Source organism: Gemmatimonadales bacterium (genome assembly GCA_036500345.1).
Classification (GTDB): Bacteria; Gemmatimonadota; Gemmatimonadetes; order Gemmatimonadales; family GWC2-71-9; genus Palsa-1233.
The window spans coordinates 119,007-136,518 of record DASYCE010000012.1; the positions used below are offsets into that span (position 1 = coordinate 119,007).

The following is a 17,512-nucleotide window of genomic DNA, read 5'->3' on the forward strand; positions in this document are numbered from 1 at the left end:
CTTGCGCGATTCGCACCCAGATTTGCCCCATGCCCGAACCGCGCCGTCCCAGGCTCGACCCGTCGATCTTCCATCTTCCGGTCGAGCGGATGCGAGACGGATACTATTCCGACAAGTACTTCGTTCGAGCGCGCTCCGTCCTCGAGCGCGATCACTACAATCCCCGCGTCACGGTGCAGGTCTTCGGCAAGGCGAATGCGTTTCTCGGTGGCATCGACGAGGCGATCGCGATGCTCAAGCTCTGCAGCGCCGACTGGAAGTCACTCGAGGTCCGCGCCCTCTACGACGGCGACCCGATCACCCCGTTGGAAGTGGTCCTCGAGATCGAGGGCCCGTATGCCGATTTCACCCATCTCGAGACGCTGTACCTCGGCGTCCTCGCGCGCCGCACCCGCGTCGGGACCAACACCCGCCGCGTTGTCGACGCCGCCTTCCCCAAGCAGATCATGTTCTTCCCCGCACGTCACGACCACTGGCTGGTCCAGACCGGCGACGGCTACGCGGCGCACATCGCCGGCGCGATCGGTGTGTCGACCGATGCCCAGGCGTCGTGGTGGGGAAGTGAAGGGATCGGGACCGTACCGCACGGCCTGATCGCCGCGTACGGCGGTGACACCGTCCTCGCGTCGAAGAAATTTCTCGAGCACATGGAGAGCGATGTCCGCCTCGTGACGCTGGTCGATTTCGAGAACGATTGCGTCAAGACGTCGCTCGAACTCGCCGACGCGCTCGGCGACCGGCTCTACGGCGTCCGCATCGACACCAGCGAAATGCTGGTCGACAAGTCGGTGATTCCGCTGATGGGTCGCACCAAACCGACCGGCGTGACGCCGCAGCTGGTGGAAAATGTCCGCACCGCCCTCGACCAGGCGGGCCACCGCGCGGTGCGCATCGTCGTGTCGGGCGGGTTCACGGCGGAGAAGATTCGCGAGTTCGAGACGTTGCAGGTACCGGTCGATGCCTACGGCGTCGGCTCGTCACTCTTTCAGGGTCGGTTCGACTTCACCGCCGACGTGGTGAGGCACGAAGGGAAGCCGTGCGCCAAGGTGGGCCGCGCGTACCGTCCGTCGCCGCGGCTGGAGTACGTCCGGTGAGCGTCATCTGCTGGGATGTCGACACCCAGGTCGACTTCATGATGGCCGATGGAAAGCTCGCTGTCCCCGGTGCCGAAGCGATCATTCCCGCCCTCGATCGACTCACTTCATGGGCGCACGCGTCCGGAATCCAGATCGTCGCAACCGCCGACGACCACGACGTCGGCCACGCCGAGATCACGGATCACCCCGACTGGCAGTCGACCTTTCCGCCACACTGCATGCGCGGCACGCATGGTCAGACGAAAATTGCCGCCACCCGATTGCGCGATCCGCTGATCTTCCAGCCGGTGCCGCTCGATCAGGGCGAGGTCGAACGGGCGGTTCGCAGGCACACCGGCGATTTTCTCCTCAACAAGCCGGGGACCGACGTCTTCCGCTGGAATCCCAACGCGGCCACGGTGCTCGACACGCTGGCGCCCGATCGCATCGTGCTCTACGGCGTGGCGACCGACTTCTGCACCCGGGCCGCCGTCATGGGCGTCGCCCGGCTCCGACCCGAGGCCGAATTGCAGATCGTGACCGACGCAATTCGCGGGATCAACGAACCGGCGAGTCGCGCGCTCCTGGTGGAATGGAGTGCCGCGGGATACACCCTCACCACTTCCGATGCGGTGACAGCATGACGCTGTCGGGGCGCTACTTCATCCCCGGTCCCGTCGAAGTCGATCCCGAAGTAGCCGCGGCGATGCTCCGTCCGATGATGGGCCATCGCGGCCCCGCGGCACATGAGCTCGTGGCCCGGATCCAGCCGGGATTGCAGGCGCTCTTCGGCACCAGGCAGTCGGTGATGATGCTCACCGGCTCGGCGACCGCGATGCTCGAGGCGGCGATCCGTTCCGGTGTCCGCGATCGCGCGCTCTGCATCATCAGCGGCCTCTTCGGGCAACGAATGGCCCGCATTGCCGAACGGTGCGGCAGGGAAGTGGTCCGCCTGCACGTCCCTGAAGGTGGCGTGCTCGAACCCGAGCTCCTCGACCGCATGCTCGACGGTCCGCCGTTCGACACCGTCACCATGGTCCATTCGGAGACGTCGACCGGTGCGCTCGCGCCGGTCGAGGATCTGATCGCGCGATTCCGCAACGATCCCGGGGTCGTGACGATCGTCGATGCCGTGTCCTCGCTCGGCGGGATCGAGATTGCCACCGATCGCTGGGGCGCCGATTTCGTCTTCACAGGATCGCAGAAGGCGATGGGGCTTCCCCCGGGTCTCGCCTTTGGTGCGGCCAGCGAAAAGTTCATCGACCGGTGTCGCGGCATCGACGATCGCGGCTTCTATCTCGACGTGATCGATCTCCTCGCCGCGGCGCAGGAATCGCGCTTTCCGCAGACGCCGGCGCTGCCGATCGTCTATGCGCTCGACACGCAGCTGCAACGGATCGCAGCCGAAGGGCTCGCCGCGAGATTCGCGCGGCATCGGACCATGCGCGAGATGGTCGAGCGCTGGGTCGCACGCCACCAGCGCTGCGGTATCCTCGCGCCCCCCGGTCGCCGGGCCGATACGGTGACGGCGCTGGTGATGGCGCCGGGCCGCTCGGCCGAAGCGGTTGCCGCGACGTTGAAGCACCAGGGATGGGATGTGGCGCTCGGCATCGAGCCGGACAACGACCGATTCCTCCGCATCGGGCACATGGGAGACCTTCTCCCCGAGCAACTCGCGGCGCTCCTCGCGGCGCTCGAACCCCTCCTGTAGCACCCCCGGTCACGCCGCCGCTCCGCCGCACTCTGATTCCTGTCTCTCACTCTCGGTGTGCTCCCGGCCCGCCCGATCGTCAGGACAGCGTTCCGCTTCTTAACGCCGTCGCTGCTTCGCCGTCCTTTGACTGTGCCGGCGATGAAACACCGATCAGGTCACTACACCACTGCGAGGGAATCGATATGAGGTACACTCGTCTTCTTGTTGCCGGGCTGCTGGGACTCGCAGCCGCGTGCAGCAGCACGGACAACACCGCGCCAGGGACGTCGACCGACGACGCACAGATCAACGGCGACATTTCGGCCGCGGCCGCCGACGGATTCGCGGAAGACATCAACGTGATCAGCGGCATGGATGGTCAGGTCGGCTCGACCGCGTCGATCAACGGCGGCGCCGACATCATGGGACGGGGCGGATGGCGCCCGGGGCTCACCGGCTGCTCGTTCGTCGGTGGATCGTTCAACTGTCCGGCGACGCTCAAGAACGGTCTCAACGTGACGCGGACGATCACCTTCCTCGACGCGAACAGCCAGGACCAGACCGGGTACGATTCGCTCCTTACCGCCTCGATTCACGTCCTGGCCGAAGTGAGCGGCGATCGCACCAATGGTCCCTGGAGTGCCACGGTCGACCGGCACCGCGATTTCACCGTCACCGGCCTGCTCGGCAGCGAGACGAGTCGCACCGTCAACGGCACAGGCAACGAAACCGTGGAGCGGTCGCGCGACACCAAGAACGAGCGGGCGTATGACCTCACCTGCTCGAGCACCATTACCGACGTCGTCCTCCCGGTCCGCGACGATGGCGGCAATGGATGGCCCACCGCCGGCACGATAACCCGGACCTGCACCATCAACGTGACCGCCGGACCGAACGCCGGGAAGACAGTGACGCGCACCGTGACCATCACCTTCGGTGGATCGTCGGACGTCACGGCGACGATCGGTGGCGCGACATTCACCATCAACCTCGGCACCGGGACGTCGTCGCTGACCAGCTGACGCGGGCAGGTTGCGCTGCACGAACGAAGGGCCTCGCACCGGGGCCCTTCGTTCGCAGGCTGATCTCCTTCACTCTCATGCGGTCCCCAGCCATATTGGCCGCATGTCGGAGTACGATCCCCAGGCAGTGGAAGCGAAGTGGCAGGCGCGTTGGCGCGAGGAGCGCACCAACGAGCCTGATCTCGCCCAGGCCAGGCGACCCTTCTACAACCTGATGATGTTCCCCTACCCCTCGGCCGAGGGATTGCACGTGGGGAACATGTTCGCCTTTACCGGCGCCGACGTGTACGGCCGGTTCAAGCGGATGCAGGGATGGGATGTCTTCGAACCGATGGGATTCGACGCCTTCGGGATCCACTCGGAGAACTTCGCCCTCAAGATCGGCGTGCATCCCGCCGAACTGATTCCTCGCAACATCGCGACCTTCACGCGGCAGCTGACGCGAATGGGGGGGATGTTCGCCTGGGATCACGTGCTGTCGACGACGGATCCATCGTACTACCGCTGGACCCAGTGGCTCTTCCTGCAGCTCTTCAAGCGCGGGCTCGCCTACCGCAAGAAGGGCGCGGTCAACTGGTGCCCGTTCGACAAGACTGTCCTAGCCAATGAGCAGGTGATCGCCGGCGCGTGCGAACGCTGCGGAACGATGGTCGAGCAGCGCGTCCTCGAGCAGTGGTACTTCCGGATCACCGACTACGCAGAGCGGTTGCTCGCCAATCTCGACGATCCGGCGAAGATGGACTGGTCGAGTTCGACGGTCATGGCACAGAAGAACTGGATCGGCCGGAGCGAGGGAACTGAACTCACCTTCGACGTGATCCCGCAGTCGGCCGGCAACCGGATCACCGTCTACACCACTCGTGTCGACACGGTGTTCGGAGCGACGTTCATCGTGCTCGCCCCCGAGCATCCGCTGGTCGACGCGATCGCCACGCCCTCGCGGCGCGCGGAGGTTGACGCCTATCGCGCAGCCGTTGCCGCCCGGGACCTCGTCTCGCGCAAGGTGGGCGACAAGGACAAGACCGGTGTCTTCACCGGCGCGGTGGCCACGATCGACGGCATCGGTCGCGAACTTCCGGTCTGGATCGCCGACTACGTGCTGATGGAATACGGCACCGGTGCCATCATGGGCGTCCCCGGTCACGACGAACGCGATTTCGACTTCGCCCGCAAGTTCGATCTCCCCATCGTGCGGGTGATCGCCGGCGCCGCCGACGATCCCGCGGCCCCGCTCGACCAGGCATGGGTCTCCGATTCGACCGACGATCGCGTGGTGAATTCCGGTTCATTCACCGGATTGATGCCCGCCGCCGCACGCGAAGCGATCACCGCGATGCTCGAGGAGGCGGGAACGCCTGCGCATCTGATCGTGCGGCGCAAGACCCAGTACCGCCTCTACGACTGGTGCATCTCGCGGCAGCGGTACTGGGGTCCGCCGATTCCGATCATCTATTGCGAGACGTGCGGCGCGGTGCCGGTCCCGGAAGATCAGTTGCCGGTGATTCTCCCACCGCTCGAGGATTTCCGCCCGGACGATTCGGGGATCTCCCCGCTGGCGCGCAACGACGCGTGGTACCGCGTGCCGTGTCCCGCGTGCGGCGCACCGGCGCGGCGGGAGACCGATGTTTCCGACACCTTCCTCGATTCGTCGTGGTACTTCCTGCGGTATCCGAGTACCGGCGTCGACGACCGCGCCTTCGATCCGGAGATCACCCGCCGCTGGCTTCCGGTGACCAGCTACATCGGCGGCAATGAGCACGCGGTACTCCACCTGCTCTATTCCCGTTTCGTCACCATGGTGCTGCATGATGCCGGACTCCTCGATTTCGAGGAGCCGTTCCGCCGTTTCCGCGCGCACGGCCTGATCATCAAGGAAGGGTCGAAGATGTCGAAGTCGCGCGGGAACGTGGTCGTTCCCGACGACTACATCGCGCGCTGGGGCGCCGATACGCTGCGCACCTACCTCATGTTCCTCGGGCCGTATCAGGAGGGCGGAGATTTCCGTGACGCCAGCATCAGCGGCCCGCGGCGCTTCCTCGATCGCGTCTGGGACCTCGTCACGCAGGCGACCGATCCTGATTGCCGCGACGCCGAGATCCGGCACGATGTGATGGTCAAGTGGCACCAGACCAAGCAGCGGGTCGCGAGCGAGATCGAGGCGCTGCACTACAACACTGCGATCGCCGCGCTGATGGAACTGGTCAACACGCTCCGCGACCAGAACTGCTCCGAGCACACGGTGATCGTCGAACTCGTGCAGATGACGGCGCCGTTCGCACCGCATTTTGCCGAAGAGTGCTGGCAGCGACTCGGTCAGCACGGGTCGGTCTTTGATTCGTCGTGGCCGCCATTCGATCCGGCGCTCACCGTGACCGACGACGCGACGATCGTGGTGCAGGTCAACGGGAAGGTGCGCGGCAACATCGTCGTGGCGCGGGACGCTGGAGAAGATGCGGTGCGGGCGCTGGCGGAAGCCGACGAATCGGTGCAGCGCCATCTCGCCGGGAAGGTGGTGCGGAAGGTGGTCTACGTCGCGGGGCGGCTGATCAACTTCGTGGTCGCCTGACGATGGCTGACGTGATCGCCTTCGACGACTTCCTCAAGGTCGATGTCCGGGTGGGACGCGTCGTCGCGGCGCGACCGAACCCTGCCGCGATCAAGCCGGCGATCCATCTCGAGGTCGATTTCGGGGAAGAGATCGGCATCAAGCACTCGAGCGCGCAGCTCACCGTGCACTATACGCCGGAATCGCTCATCGGCCGACTGGTGATCGCAGTGGTGAATTTCGCGCCGAAACGGATTGCCGGCGTCAAGAGCGAAGTGCTGGTCCTCGGCGTCCCCGACGCGAACGGCGCCGTAGTCCTCCTCCATCCCGACCACGACGTGCCGCTCGGCGGCCGGCTCTTCTAGCTACATCGCCGGCATCGGCGATCCCTCGAGCCGCGCCTTCAATCGCTTCAATTCCGCTTCCGACATCAGCCGGAACGCTGCCACCATCAGCTTCGACCCGACATCAAGGGCCGCGCCCTGCACCTTGCTACCGGTATCGCCGCGGCCGGCGCGCATCGAGTCGATCGCCGGAGATGCGATGGTACTGATCACCTTCGTTGAATCGCCGGCCGCAACCAGCGAATCGCGACGCATCGCGAAGATCTGGCCGCTCGAATCACTCCGCATCTGCAGCACGAGCAGATGCGATGGATACACCTCGCCGACGGTCCAGGTGTAACGATTTCCGGCACTGGTCCCCCGGGCCGTGCGCTGCACCAGCAGCGAATCGCCCGGTGCGACGGTGCCGTGGTGCGACGCAGTGATCGTCACTCCGTTCCCCATCCAGATCGCCATCGAATCCGGGTCAGCCAGCGAAGCGAACACCCGTTCGGGAGACGCAGCGATCGTGACAGTGGCGGAGTCTCCACCAGATGTGAGTTTGTGGTATCCATACCAGCCGGCGCCGGCGACCAGCAGAATCAGGGCGACAGCTGCCCCGACGATCCATTTCCACATCGATGCCCCTCGGTTCGGATTCGCGGCGGAACGTAACCCCGGGCGGGGCGAAGAATGCAACTCGCGACGCCCCGGCCACGTCCGGCATCTATACTCTTGCCATGACCAAAGCCGTGACCATGGACGCCATGTCCCTACCGGAAGCCGATGCCCTGATCGCCCGAGCCAAGCTCGGCGATCCTGTGGCGCTGGAAGCGCTCTATCGAGCGCATTCGACGGCCGTGTACAATCTGGCCCGGCGCATCTGCCGGACCACCGAAGACGCGGAAGACATCCTCCAGGAGACCTTCTTCGAGGTATGTCGTAGTATCCGCAACTACCGAGGCGATGGTTCCATCTGGGGATGGATCCGGAGCGTGGCATCCAGCAAGGCGCTGATGCGGCTCCGGCGGAACAAGTATCGCGATACCGATGAACTCGACGACGACCTGACACCCGCCCGGAGCGCCTCGGCAGCGCTCCGGATGGACCTCGAGACCGCGCTGCAGCAGCTGTCGGACACGGCCCGCGCCGTGGTCTGGCTGCACGATGTCGAGGGATATACCCACGAAGAAATCGCCGGCCAGATGGGGAAGACCGCCTCGTTCTCGAAGTCGCAGCTGGCGCGGGCGCATGCCCGGCTCCGGGTGTGGCTGGGTGAGGAGGCAGCGGTATGACCACCGTACATCTCGACATGGAGCAGCTGCTGGCGCTGCGCGATGGCGACCGGAGCGAACCCGGCATCGCCTCGGCACAGCAGCACCTGGCACACTGCCCCATCTGTCAGCTTGAACTCGATCGGCTCCATCAGCGTACCGCTCGGTTGCGGGCGCTGCCGTCGCTCGCACCCGGCCAGAACGAATTCCCGGCCGTGCGCGAGCGGCTCGCCGTCGATCGCCGGCACCGCACCTGGCGTGCGACCGCGACCGTCGGGCTCGCAGCTGCCGCGGCGCTGCTCATCACGCTGATCGGCCGCGACCTGATCCGGCCGACGCGGCTCGACGCCGAGGAGCAGCTCAACAGTGAAATCAGCAAGTCGCAGCAGCTCGAACTCGAGTTGCACGACTGGAATCCGGACCAGCGCGTGATCGACGGCCGCACGGCGGTCGTGGTCGTGCAACTGGAGAATCGGATCGCCGCACTCGATGCCCAGCTCGCCGCCGCGGCGCAACTCGATCGCAACGCGCGGATGCACCGTGAACTCGAGCTCTGGCAGCAGCGTGTCGGCTTGATGAGCGCCCTGGTCGACGTGCACCTGACCAAGGCAAGCAACGTCGGAATGTGATCCATACCCCCTGGGAAGGAGTTGGCAGCATGCGTCATCTCATCGCACTCGGCCTCACCGTTGGCATCGTGGCTCCTGCCATGGCGCAGACCGAAGTGATCATCCGCCGGCCGGGGGAGAAGGATCAGGTGATCCACGTCGATTCCACGCGAAACGGGTCGTACTCGTTCAAGTGGGACTCGAACACCTTCAAGTGGGATCAGGCACCTGTGCGCGAGCAGGCGATGCTCCTCAATCGCCAGGCGGAAACGCTGCGGAATGAGCTCTCGAGCCGTCGGTTCGACTCGTTGATGTCGCAACTGTCCCACATGAAGATCGAGTCCCTCAACGTGCAACGTCTCGCCACGCGCTCGCGCCAGGCGCAGGACGAAATGAAGAGCGCGATGACCAACATGAATCGCGCGATGGAGCGGATCAACCGCCGCCAGCCGCATCTCGGCGTGGTGATCGAAACGGCGCCGCGCGGGACCGACAGTTACGGGGCCTACATCAGTGCAGTCACGCCGGGGAGTCCCGCGGAAAAGGCGGGGATCATGGCGGGTGACATCATCACGCGGATCGCCGGCCAGTCGGTACTGGGCAAGTCCGGGCGCAACGATGACGAAGAGTCGGCATCGCCGGGGCTCCGGCTCATCACGCTGATCTCCGCGCTCAAGCCCGGCAAGCAGGTCGACGTCGAGCTCCGCCGCGGCAGCTCGACGCGGACCGTGAAGGTCACGCCGCAGGAAGACGACGACGTGATCACGTTGAACATGATGCCGAAAATCGCCCAGGGATTCGGCGAAGGATTCGGGACTGGCGTCGGCGTCGGTGAAGTAAGCCCGCGGGTCCGGCTGCAGGCAACGCCGATGCCGCCGATGGCGATGTCCCAGGGCTTCGCGTTCGACAATGCGGTGCCGTCGGCATCGACGTTCTACATCTCGGGCACCAATTCGCTCTTCGGCAACCTCGAGCTGACGGCGATGAACGACAAGCTCGGCTCGTACTTCGGCACTGGCGAGGGAGTCCTGGTCGTGAATACCATGACCGCGCGCCGCCCATTCATGATCCAGAGCAGGGGCGCCGACTCGGCGTACCGGGTCGGGCGCGGATCCGCTACGGCTCGTGCGCGGGTCGACACCTTCGACACCGACGGCAACCGGATGGAGCAACCGAAGACGAGCACCCTCGGTCTCGAACCGGGCGACGTGATCGTTTCGGTCGACGGTCGCAAGGTGACGACCCCATCACAGCTGATGCGGATCGTGGCGACCTACGATCACGGCGATGAATTCAAGCTGCAGATCATGCGGCAGAAGCATGCCGAAACCCTTCCGGTCAAGATGCCCTGAGATTCGCCTCTCCCGGGCACGCCAACGGGGCGCTGACGAAAGTCGGCGCCCCGCTGTGCTTAGATTTGTCGCGTGACTCGCCGGCCGATGCTCTTCCTCCGTGCGCTGGTGCTGCGATGCCCGCATTGCGGCAGGGGCGGCATCTTCCGACACTGGTTTGCGATGAAGGAGCACTGTCCCGCCTGCGGTCTGTCGCTCGCCACGGGGAACCGCGTCGGCGCGTACATCCTCAACCTCTTTACCGCCGAATCGCTGCTGCTGGTGATCCTCGTGGTCGTCGTGGTGGAACGGTGGCCCAATCCGCCGTGGAATCTCCTGCAGTGGCTGGTGCCGATCTGTGCGCTCCTCGCGCCACTCGCGTTCTACCCGTTTTCCAAGCTCGTCTTCGTTGCGATCGACCTGGCGATGCATCCGGGTGCCGAGCCGGATCGACTGGTGCACGAGATCGGGAGTGAACCGGGCGCGTCTGGCAGGTCGTAGGCCACTGCCCCGCATCCGGCCGTCCAATGCAGGTCGGGCGCGAAGCGCCGGCCATCGGTCGTCGCGGAACTCGCGTGCGCCACAGGGGAACGATTTAGTCCCGCCACTTCCTCCAGATCAGCGCGACGAGGAAGTACGCGACCACTGCTCCCACCGTCACGTCGCTGAGGAAGTGCGCCTGCGCCTCGACACGCGTGATGGCGCACGCCGTCGCGAGCCCAACCCAAACCGGCCATGCACGCGGATAGAATCGGCACAGCAACCACGCGCCGCTGAATGCCACCAGCGCATGACTGCTCGGCAATCCGATGTCCGTGGTCTTGAACGGCTGGATGCTGAATGGGCGGAAGTAGTAGGCACCCTGATGCAGCCCCGGTCGCTCTCGGCGCAGCAAAATCTTGAGGATCTCGCAGAGCGCGCCCCCCGCGGTCGGAACCAGCGCCAGCAGCAGCGCTCGCCGCGTGTTCCGGGTCTCGAGCCAGAGCGCCAGCGCCATGAGCAGCCAGATCGGGAGGTAGCCGACGGTACGCAACATCCGGCCGAGGTCGCGGTCGTAGATTCCCGGGCTGACGAGATGACGGAACGCCCATCTGTCGCCGAGGTGGGCCAGGACGATCGCCACCACCGCCAGGATGGCAATTCGAACCGAAGAGCGCATCGCCCAATATATTCGAACGATGCGACCGACTTCGATGCGCCTTTTCGCCGCCGCCGCGGTTGCTCTCGGCGCATCCGCCGCGCCCGCTGCGCTCGCGGCGCAGGACATCCCGCCATACGTGCCGGCCAATCCGCTGCTGGCATCGCGAAGCGCGCTCTATCTCCAGCCGTTCATTGCACCGCACGGGGGATGGCAGGTCCGGATCCTCGGCGACTACTACAACGCAATCGAAGTCGCCGACGCACCGGTGGCCGGCGGAGGATTCCACAGCACGCTCTTCGACGCCGAGGTCCTGCAAGCTGACGTCTGGGCCACCAAGGAGATTTCGTCGCATGCATTCGTGATCGCGAATCTTCCGATTCGCGGCGGATACAATGGCTTTCTCGACGGGTTCCTCAACTGGTATCACCGGCTGATCGGCATCGCCGTCCCGGCGCGGAACCAGCAGCCGGACAATCAATTCCAGTGGCGGTTCACCCTCCCCGACACCGTCGTCTCACGCGATGCACCGGGAACGTTCATCGGCGACGCGCGGGTCGGTGGCGGGCTCCGGTTCGGCCGCGCCGAACTGATCGGCACGGTGACTGCGCCGACAGGGAACACCGACGGGTGGACGCGTCACACCATCGGAACGTCAGTCACGCTGGTCGCCGATGTCGTGCGCAACGATCGCATCACCCTCGACGCGGGCGCGACCGGGGGAATCACGCCGCGGAACGGACCGCCTTCGATTGCGCAATTCGAACGGACTGCATTTGCCGGAGGTTTTGCCGGCCTTCGTTGGCGTTTCGCCGGACGCCAGGCGGTCTTCGGCACCGCCTGGGTTCAGTCAGCCAATTGGCAGGGAACCGGGTGGGACGCCTGGGACAATGGCGAGGTCACCACCGACTTCGGCTTCCTCCTTCGCCCGTCGCGCCATGGTCCGGAGCTTCAACTTGGCATGACGCAGGACCTCATTCCACGCGGCCCTGCGATGGATGTCGGCTTCACGATCGGATTGCGTTGGCATTGATTACCTGACCGGAACATCGTTGTTGGCGCCGAGCGGCGTGTGCATCGCTTCCATGCGCAACACCGGATGGTGACGCCAGAGCCAGATGACCATCGCCGCACCTGCGAGCGCGTTCGCGGCCAGGACCCCGAGGAATGGAAACATCCCGCGCACCACTTCCGATCCGACCGACAGCACACCATAGAAGAAGAAGAGAAAGACGACCAGCAGTTGCACCACGGCGTATCGCACCAGCGCGCTCGTTTCCGACGCGCGAGTCAGCGCCGCCAGCAGGAGGCCGAACGCGATGAATGCGCCGAAATGGAAGACGGTATACGCGATCACCGCCGCCGTGTCCGGCGTATTCACCAGAATCGGCTGATGGAGAATGAACGCTTCACCGAGCACCGAGGGGGTCATGAACGGATGGCCGCGCGTCAGGTCGACGATGAAGTAGAAAACCGCCACGACCAGGGCGCCGAGCACCCCCGTGATGATACCCTCGCGCCGCAGTCTGGCGTCGTGGGGCGGTCTCGTCCCGAATGGTTCTGTCATCGATCCTCCCTGGATGGGGCTCACTCAGGGGACGAATGAAGCAACCGCTAGGGCACGCGGTCTGCCGCCCCCGCTCCGAAGAGGAACTGTTCCAGGTTACGGAGGAGGAATTCCCGCGCCTTGGGCTGGTGAGGGATCAATCCATAGTGGTTGATCAGCTGTTGCTGCTGCTTGAGCCAGTCGCCCCAGCAATCCTTGCAGATCGAATCGTAGATCCGCTGCCCCAGCTCGTTCCCGAACGGCTTGAACGCCTGCCGTTCGCCGTCACGACCGCAGCGGACGCAATGCACTGTCGCCATCGCTGCAAATTAGCGCGCCGCTATTCGCCCCGCTTGAGCGCCTTGATGCCGCTCGCCGTGCCCACGCCCGTGGCACCACCGACGATCAACGCGGTGCCGACGCCGACCAGCGGGAGAATCGCAACCACCGGAATGAGGATGACCGTCGCGACAAAGAACGCGATCCATGGCGCCAGCGGATGGCGAACGGCGTCGACATACCGCAGCCGGTTGCGGACATATTCGCGAGCCATCCCGAAGGCGAAGAGCGCCCCGCCAACGGTGACCACGAATCCGACCAGCGAAAAGAGCGATCTCAGGAAATGGAACATCGGGTACCTGCCGATAAAGGATGTGTTGCAGTACGAAACACGCGCTCAAAAGATTCACGCCAGTCACTATCGCCGGAAGAGATACGCCAATTTCACGAAGAAGCCGTCCTGCTGACGCGTCAGGTACCGGAAGGTGAAGGGCCTGTCCCCTTCGAGGGTCGAGCCGTATCCCAGGAAGAACTCCGTTCCCGGGTGCGGCTGGTAGGAGAGGAGCCAGTCGACCCGCAGGGAGTCGGATCGCGACGCGACAGCGGGTACCCCCGCGATCGCGACCGGCAAACCCGTGGCACCGTCCTGAAGCGCGGCCTGGCGCTGCGAGAGGTACTGCGCCACGACCCGCACGAAGAGCGCCCGCGTCGGCTGAACTTCGACCTTGAGCCGCGGAATGATCGTGCGCGCGAACTCGCTCCCATCGTTCGCACGTCGCAGCCGCGAATAGGTCAGCGTCGCGAACGCCCGGACCGAACTCGACGCCCGCACCGTCAGTGATGCGTTGACGTTGAACGCGGTGCCGCGCGCAGCTTCCGGAAAGATCGGTGTTGTCCCGCCAGACACATTGACCGACGCTTCGTAGTGCTGAAAGAGCGGCGTCGCCACCGTAATCCCGTCATTCCATGCCCCAAAGATCCCGCTCGGCACCACGAACGGCACCACGAGATCGCCGGATTGCACCGCGTATGACGCGTACGTCGACCGATCGAAGCGGGTGAAGGCATCGGCGCCGTTCGCGGTGAGATTCCAGCCGCCGCGGAGCCGGAGCGTCGCCGTGATGTCGCCGTCGCCCTCGATCGGCCGGCGATGGAGGAAGTCGTCGTAATTCCAGATCTGCTGCGTCCCGCCGAAGACCGAGAACTGCTCGATCGCGGCGCCGCGCGCACCATACCACGAGAAGCGGTTGTACGCGTGGGACATCACCACGCCGGTGCGCGGCACGAATCCGCTCTGCGCCGAGAAGTCCTGGTCAATGCCGGTGGCGAGATAGTTGAACCCCCACGCGCGGCCGGTGCGGTCGTACTCGAGATCCCAAAGCGGTGCCGACCGGGTGGCACCGTTCGAAGAATCGCGCGTCGACGATCCGGCCAGCTGCGCCTGGACGTAATACACTTTGCCGAAGAGAATCCGCGTGTCGGCTGACGCCACGCGATTGAACATGCCGTCCGCTTCGCGATCGGTGACCGTGACGCCGGCCACCGAATTCGACCCGATATCGTGCCGGATCCGCGTCATGTTGGCGAGCGCTTCGGGCGCGCCAGTCGGCTCATCGATCGCAGTCAGGTGTGCCACCGTCCACGGACCGAACTTGCCGGTGAGCTTCAGTCCACCGGCCGGATCGACGATCGTCCGCGTGTAGACAAGGTTGTTCGGCGACGCGAAGAGTTCGATCCCTTCGAGAAAGAACGGCCGGCGCTCGGGATAGAAGAGCGCAAAGCGCTGGTTGATCGTCACCAGCCCGGCGTCCGATTCCACCTGCGAGAAATCGGGGTTGACCGTGCCGTCCAGCGTGACGCTGGTGAAGCCGAGTCGCGCGTTTCCGCCGAGGCTTGGCTCGACGTTGCCGCGCTCGAATGAGCCGCCGGGAGTCCGGTTCCCTTCGAGCTGCGCCGTCATTTCAGGCTGCACTTCGGTGACGACGCCGCGATGAATCCCGTGAATCCCGGTGATGGTGCCGTCCTGCGCCAGGAACGACTCGCTGGCCCGCCGGACATCGGTCCAGGTGTCCTCGTAGCCGGTGCGCTGCGTGATCCGGTCGACGTTGATTCCCCACGTCTGCTCGTTGCCGCCGGCGTATCGCAACGACTTGAACGGAATCCGCATCTCGATCACGTACCCGAATGCGGTACGCTGGCCCTTGCTCTCGTAGATGAAGTCGGGATTGCGATCGAGCGTCCCGGGTGAATTCGACGACGTGGAGAAGCCCCCTTCGCTTCGCACGCCATCATCCTGCACGCCGAGCGGGTTGCTTCCGAAGACGTACGCGCGGCGCCGGTCGTTGAAGGTGTCGAGATAGATGGTGATCTCGTCATCGCTCGCGATATTGTCGCGTCCCGAGAGCGTGGCGTGCACCAGTGATGGTTCGCGGTCGTAGGCGCGAATGCCGAAATAGATGGCGGTCGGCGAGTACCAGACCAGAACGACGGTCGAGTCCTCGGCGGGGCGCGAGTCGACCGGGCGGTACTGCTTGAACTGGTCGAGACGCGCCGCCTGTTGCCAGACCGGTTCGTCGAGGACGCCGTCGATCGCGGGCTGGGCGTCGATCCGAGGAATGCGCACCGCTGGCGCCTGCGCGCCGAGCGACGCCGCGGTGAGGAAGAGCAGATATGTCGGGGATTTCACCCCGTAAAGATACGCTCAGCTGGCCACGATCGTCCCGGTCATCCGCGGGTGCAGCGAGCAGTAATAGTGGTACGTCCCCGGCGACCGGATCACCGTGCGGTAGCGCTGGTCGGTATCGAGGACTGTTGACGGATTGAACTTCTTCTCGACGTTGACGATCAGGTGCGGGACGTCATCCTGATTGATCCAGGTGACGGTATCTCCCGCCTTCACACGGAGCACCGGCGGTGTGAACGCGAAGTTGTCGATCCCGATCTCGCCCGCACCCAGCGCGATCGTCTTCCGCGCGCTGCGCTGGGCATTGGCCGCGTCGCGGGTGGCAAGATCGAACGCCGGCGCCTCCCCCGACAGCGTCCGATCGACGACCGCGAGATGCGTTCGTCCCGGGATGTAGGTGACGTTGGCGATGCCGAGGACGCTGGTGAGCCGGCCGGCGTCGACGGTCATCGGGCCGGGCCCGGGCGCGGTGCCGGGCGCCGGCTGCGGGAACGCCGTCGACATCGCGGTATGGAAGGCGACGTTTCCCTCGACCTTCTGCATGATCTGGTGGATGTGCCCGTTGAGCACCGTCACCGACCCGAATCGCTTGAGCAACGCCAGCGCCTCCGCGGAGTCGTCGGTCCCCCATCCCCATTCTGGATAGACATTCCAGAGGGGGATATGCGCGAACACCACGACCGGCGTACTCGCCGATACTCCCGCGAGGTCGCGCCGCAGCCAGGCGAGTTGTTCGTCGCCGAGGGCGCCGAGGCCGCCGGCCTTGAGATTGAGCACGTTGACCAGCCCCACGAAATGGACGCCGCTGTGGTCAAAGCTCTGCCAGCCGCCGCCGCGCGTGCCCCGGCCGTAGCGCTGCAGGTACGCTGCTCCATTATCTCCGGCGACATCGTGCTCGCCGGGCACATAGATGATCCGTTCGGTGCGCGCTCCCTTCAGCACTTCGCTCGCGGTGTCGAATTCGCTCGCCTTGGCGAGCTGGGTGATGTCGCCTGTGTGCAGGATGAAGGCGGGCTGCTGCGGCAGTGCGTTCAACCGGTCGACCGCCTGTCGCAGCGTCGCGGTGACGTCGCTGTTCGCCGCCTTGTTGAATCCGATATGGGAATCGCTGACCTGGGCGAAGAAGATGCTCCCGCGCTCCTCGGCGGTGAGATCGCCCAGGCGCGACACCGCGAAGGAGGTTGGCACACCGGCCTTCATCCCCCAGACCACTCCGGTCCCCGCCCACGCCATGCACTTGAGGAATCCGCGCCGGTCGATGCCGTCGCCGCCCTGTTCGTCGCTGCTCATCATCTCCCCCGGAGGTTGGCTGCTCTCCTTGCGGAGACTCGCGCCGGGGCCGTTCTATTCCGTCGCAGGAGGCGGGGAATAAACCGGCGCCACGGCGAGTCCCTATCTGAGGGGCAGGGCACCCGGGCGCTTCGATGACGAGGAGTGGTACTGCAACGGACAATGGCGGCAACCGTGATCGGGGCTGAAGCGGCGGGCGGTCGTCTCGAGGAATTCGAGGCGATGGTCCTCCCGTTCCTCGACGACGCCTACACCCTCGCGCGCCACCTCACTCGCCACGAGTTCGACGCGCAGGATGTGGTGCAGGAGGCATCGCTCCGCGCGTGGCGCCATTTCGACGGCTTCCGTGGCGGCAATCCGCGCGTCTGGCTCCTGACCATCGTCCGCCACACCGCATACACCTGGCTCTCGCGCGCGTCACATCGCGCCACCGAAGCGCTCGACGATGTCGGCGACGACGTGATCGCGGCCGCCGCCCAGGCCGACGACGCCCTCGCCGTGAGTGAACAGCGAGCCGTGGTGTCGCGCGCCCTGGCGCAACTTCCGCGAGAATCGCGTGAAATCGTCGTGCTCCGTGACATCGAGGATCTCTCGTATCAGGAGATCGCGCGTGTACTCGGCGTTCCGATCGGGACGGTGATGTCGCGCCTTGCGCGAGCGCGCCAGCGTCTGCGGACCATCCTCAGCGGATCGGAGCGATAGCC

19 protein-coding genes are annotated in these 17,512 nt (G+C 65.3%); 12 read left to right on the top strand and 7 right to left on the bottom strand.

From position 1 onward, the window contains the following. Window positions 1-29: 29 nt before the first annotated feature. The 6 genes from VGM20_07045 (at window position 30) to VGM20_07070 (ending at window position 6,701) form a co-directional block, all read left to right on the top strand. Window positions 30-1,094, top strand: coding sequence for a hypothetical protein (locus VGM20_07045; GenBank protein HEY4100616.1), 1,065 nt, complete (start codon window positions 30-32; stop codon window positions 1,092-1,094). Then, the gene (locus VGM20_07050; GenBank protein HEY4100617.1) at window positions 1,091-1,720 is read left to right on the top strand and encodes an isochorismatase family protein; all 630 of its coding nucleotides are present in this window, start codon (window positions 1,091-1,093) and stop codon (window positions 1,718-1,720) included. The genes VGM20_07045 and VGM20_07050 overlap by 4 nt, the downstream gene beginning before the upstream one ends. Then, window positions 1,717-2,787 (top strand): aminotransferase class V-fold PLP-dependent enzyme, encoded by a 1,071-nt coding sequence (locus tag VGM20_07055; GenBank protein ID HEY4100618.1) that lies wholly within the window; start codon window positions 1,717-1,719, stop codon window positions 2,785-2,787. Before VGM20_07050 ends, VGM20_07055 begins: the two co-directional genes overlap by 4 nt. 185 nt (window positions 2,788-2,972) lie before the next feature. After that, window positions 2,973-3,791 (top strand): hypothetical protein, encoded by an 819-nt coding sequence (locus VGM20_07060; protein HEY4100619.1) that lies wholly within the window; start codon window positions 2,973-2,975, stop codon window positions 3,789-3,791. Window positions 3,792-3,894: 103 nt separating this feature from the next. Continuing rightward, a complete protein-coding gene (gene leuS, locus VGM20_07065) occupies window positions 3,895-6,357 on the top strand; it encodes a leucine--tRNA ligase (GenBank protein HEY4100620.1) in 2,463 nt (820 codons plus the stop codon). Between the two features lie 2 nt (window positions 6,358-6,359). After that, window positions 6,360-6,701, top strand: coding sequence for a tRNA-binding protein (locus tag VGM20_07070; GenBank protein HEY4100621.1), 342 nt, complete (start codon window positions 6,360-6,362; stop codon window positions 6,699-6,701). On the opposite strand, the gene VGM20_07075 is transcribed toward VGM20_07070, so the two are convergent. Then, window positions 6,702-7,298, bottom strand: coding sequence for an SRPBCC family protein (locus VGM20_07075; protein HEY4100622.1), 597 nt, complete (start codon window positions 7,296-7,298; stop codon window positions 6,702-6,704). 101 nt (window positions 7,299-7,399) lie between these two features. Here VGM20_07075 and VGM20_07080 point away from each other — a divergent pair, with 101 nt between their 5' ends. From VGM20_07080 to VGM20_07095, 4 genes are all read left to right on the top strand, one after another. Next, window positions 7,400-7,954 (top strand): sigma-70 family RNA polymerase sigma factor, encoded by a 555-nt coding sequence (locus VGM20_07080; protein ID HEY4100623.1) that lies wholly within the window; start codon window positions 7,400-7,402, stop codon window positions 7,952-7,954. Beyond that, window positions 7,951-8,562, top strand: a complete 612-nt coding sequence (locus tag VGM20_07085) for a hypothetical protein (protein HEY4100624.1) — start codon at window positions 7,951-7,953, stop codon at window positions 8,560-8,562. The genes VGM20_07080 and VGM20_07085 overlap by 4 nt, the downstream gene beginning before the upstream one ends. 29 nt (window positions 8,563-8,591) lie before the next feature. Then, on the top strand, window positions 8,592-9,893 hold the full coding sequence (locus VGM20_07090; protein ID HEY4100625.1) for a PDZ domain-containing protein: 1,302 nt from the start codon (window positions 8,592-8,594) through the stop codon (window positions 9,891-9,893). A 72-nt stretch (window positions 9,894-9,965) separates the two neighbouring features. Then, window positions 9,966-10,373, top strand: a complete 408-nt coding sequence (locus VGM20_07095; protein HEY4100626.1) for a DUF983 domain-containing protein — start codon at window positions 9,966-9,968, stop codon at window positions 10,371-10,373. A gap of 94 nt (window positions 10,374-10,467) precedes the next feature. On the opposite strand, the gene VGM20_07100 is transcribed toward VGM20_07095, so the two are convergent. Next, the gene (locus tag VGM20_07100; GenBank protein HEY4100627.1) at window positions 10,468-11,031 is read right to left on the bottom strand and encodes a phosphatase PAP2 family protein; all 564 of its coding nucleotides are present in this window, start codon (window positions 11,029-11,031) and stop codon (window positions 10,468-10,470) included. A 19-nt stretch (window positions 11,032-11,050) separates the two neighbouring features. On the opposite strand from VGM20_07100, the gene VGM20_07105 reads away from it, so the two are divergent. Next, entirely contained in the window at window positions 11,051-12,043 is a 993-nt protein-coding gene (locus VGM20_07105; GenBank protein ID HEY4100628.1) for a DUF3187 family protein, read from the top strand. Here VGM20_07105 and VGM20_07110 read toward each other — a convergent pair whose 3' ends face one another. The 5 genes from VGM20_07110 to VGM20_07130 form a co-directional block, all read right to left on the bottom strand. After that, window positions 12,044-12,577 (bottom strand): hypothetical protein, encoded by a 534-nt coding sequence (locus tag VGM20_07110; GenBank protein HEY4100629.1) that lies wholly within the window; start codon window positions 12,575-12,577, stop codon window positions 12,044-12,046. Window positions 12,578-12,624: 47 nt separating this feature from the next. Further along, the gene (locus tag VGM20_07115) at window positions 12,625-12,876 is read right to left on the bottom strand and encodes an oxidative damage protection protein (protein ID HEY4100630.1); all 252 of its coding nucleotides are present in this window, start codon (window positions 12,874-12,876) and stop codon (window positions 12,625-12,627) included. Between the two features lie 20 nt (window positions 12,877-12,896). After that, entirely contained in the window at window positions 12,897-13,187 is a 291-nt protein-coding gene (locus VGM20_07120; protein HEY4100631.1) for a hypothetical protein, read from the bottom strand. Window positions 13,188-13,253: 66 nt separating this feature from the next. After that, window positions 13,254-15,521 (bottom strand): DUF5916 domain-containing protein, encoded by a 2,268-nt coding sequence (locus VGM20_07125; GenBank protein ID HEY4100632.1) that lies wholly within the window; start codon window positions 15,519-15,521, stop codon window positions 13,254-13,256. A 15-nt stretch (window positions 15,522-15,536) separates the two neighbouring features. Beyond that, entirely contained in the window at window positions 15,537-16,808 is a 1,272-nt protein-coding gene (locus VGM20_07130; GenBank protein ID HEY4100633.1) for a metallophosphoesterase, read from the bottom strand. 162 nt (window positions 16,809-16,970) lie between these two features. Here VGM20_07130 and VGM20_07135 point away from each other — a divergent pair, with 162 nt between their 5' ends. Beyond that, the gene (locus tag VGM20_07135) at window positions 16,971-17,510 is read left to right on the top strand and encodes a sigma-70 family RNA polymerase sigma factor (GenBank protein ID HEY4100634.1); all 540 of its coding nucleotides are present in this window, start codon (window positions 16,971-16,973) and stop codon (window positions 17,508-17,510) included. Window positions 17,511-17,512 lie beyond the last annotated feature (2 nt).

Excerpts from the sequence above, each read along its gene's own strand:
- VGM20_07045 (HEY4100616.1), top strand. The coding sequence starts at position 30 with ATGCCCGAACCGCGCCGTCCCAGGCTCGACCCGTCGATCTTCCATCTT.
- VGM20_07055 (HEY4100618.1), top strand. The coding sequence starts at position 1,717 with ATGACGCTGTCGGGGCGCTACTTCATCCCCGGTCCCGTCGAAGTCGAT.
- VGM20_07060 (HEY4100619.1), top strand. The coding sequence starts at position 2,973 with ATGAGGTACACTCGTCTTCTTGTTGCCGGGCTGCTGGGACTCGCAGCC.
- leuS (HEY4100620.1), top strand. The coding sequence starts at position 3,895 with ATGTCGGAGTACGATCCCCAGGCAGTGGAAGCGAAGTGGCAGGCGCGT.
- VGM20_07070 (HEY4100621.1), top strand. The coding sequence starts at position 6,360 with ATGGCTGACGTGATCGCCTTCGACGACTTCCTCAAGGTCGATGTCCGG.
- VGM20_07075 (HEY4100622.1), bottom strand. The coding sequence starts at position 7,298 with ATGTGGAAATGGATCGTCGGGGCAGCTGTCGCCCTGATTCTGCTGGTC.
- VGM20_07080 (HEY4100623.1), top strand. The coding sequence starts at position 7,400 with ATGACCAAAGCCGTGACCATGGACGCCATGTCCCTACCGGAAGCCGAT.
- VGM20_07085 (HEY4100624.1), top strand. The coding sequence starts at position 7,951 with ATGACCACCGTACATCTCGACATGGAGCAGCTGCTGGCGCTGCGCGAT.
- VGM20_07090 (HEY4100625.1), top strand. The coding sequence starts at position 8,592 with ATGCGTCATCTCATCGCACTCGGCCTCACCGTTGGCATCGTGGCTCCT.
- VGM20_07100 (HEY4100627.1), bottom strand. The coding sequence starts at position 11,031 with ATGCGCTCTTCGGTTCGAATTGCCATCCTGGCGGTGGTGGCGATCGTC.
- VGM20_07105 (HEY4100628.1), top strand. The coding sequence starts at position 11,051 with ATGCGACCGACTTCGATGCGCCTTTTCGCCGCCGCCGCGGTTGCTCTC.
- VGM20_07110 (HEY4100629.1), bottom strand. The coding sequence starts at position 12,577 with ATGACAGAACCATTCGGGACGAGACCGCCCCACGACGCCAGACTGCGG.
- VGM20_07115 (HEY4100630.1), bottom strand. The coding sequence starts at position 12,876 with ATGGCGACAGTGCATTGCGTCCGCTGCGGTCGTGACGGCGAACGGCAG.
- VGM20_07120 (HEY4100631.1), bottom strand. The coding sequence starts at position 13,187 with ATGTTCCATTTCCTGAGATCGCTCTTTTCGCTGGTCGGATTCGTGGTC.
- VGM20_07130 (HEY4100633.1), bottom strand. The coding sequence starts at position 16,808 with ATGAGCAGCGACGAACAGGGCGGCGACGGCATCGACCGGCGCGGATTC.
- VGM20_07135 (HEY4100634.1), top strand. The coding sequence starts at position 16,971 with ATGGCGGCAACCGTGATCGGGGCTGAAGCGGCGGGCGGTCGTCTCGAG.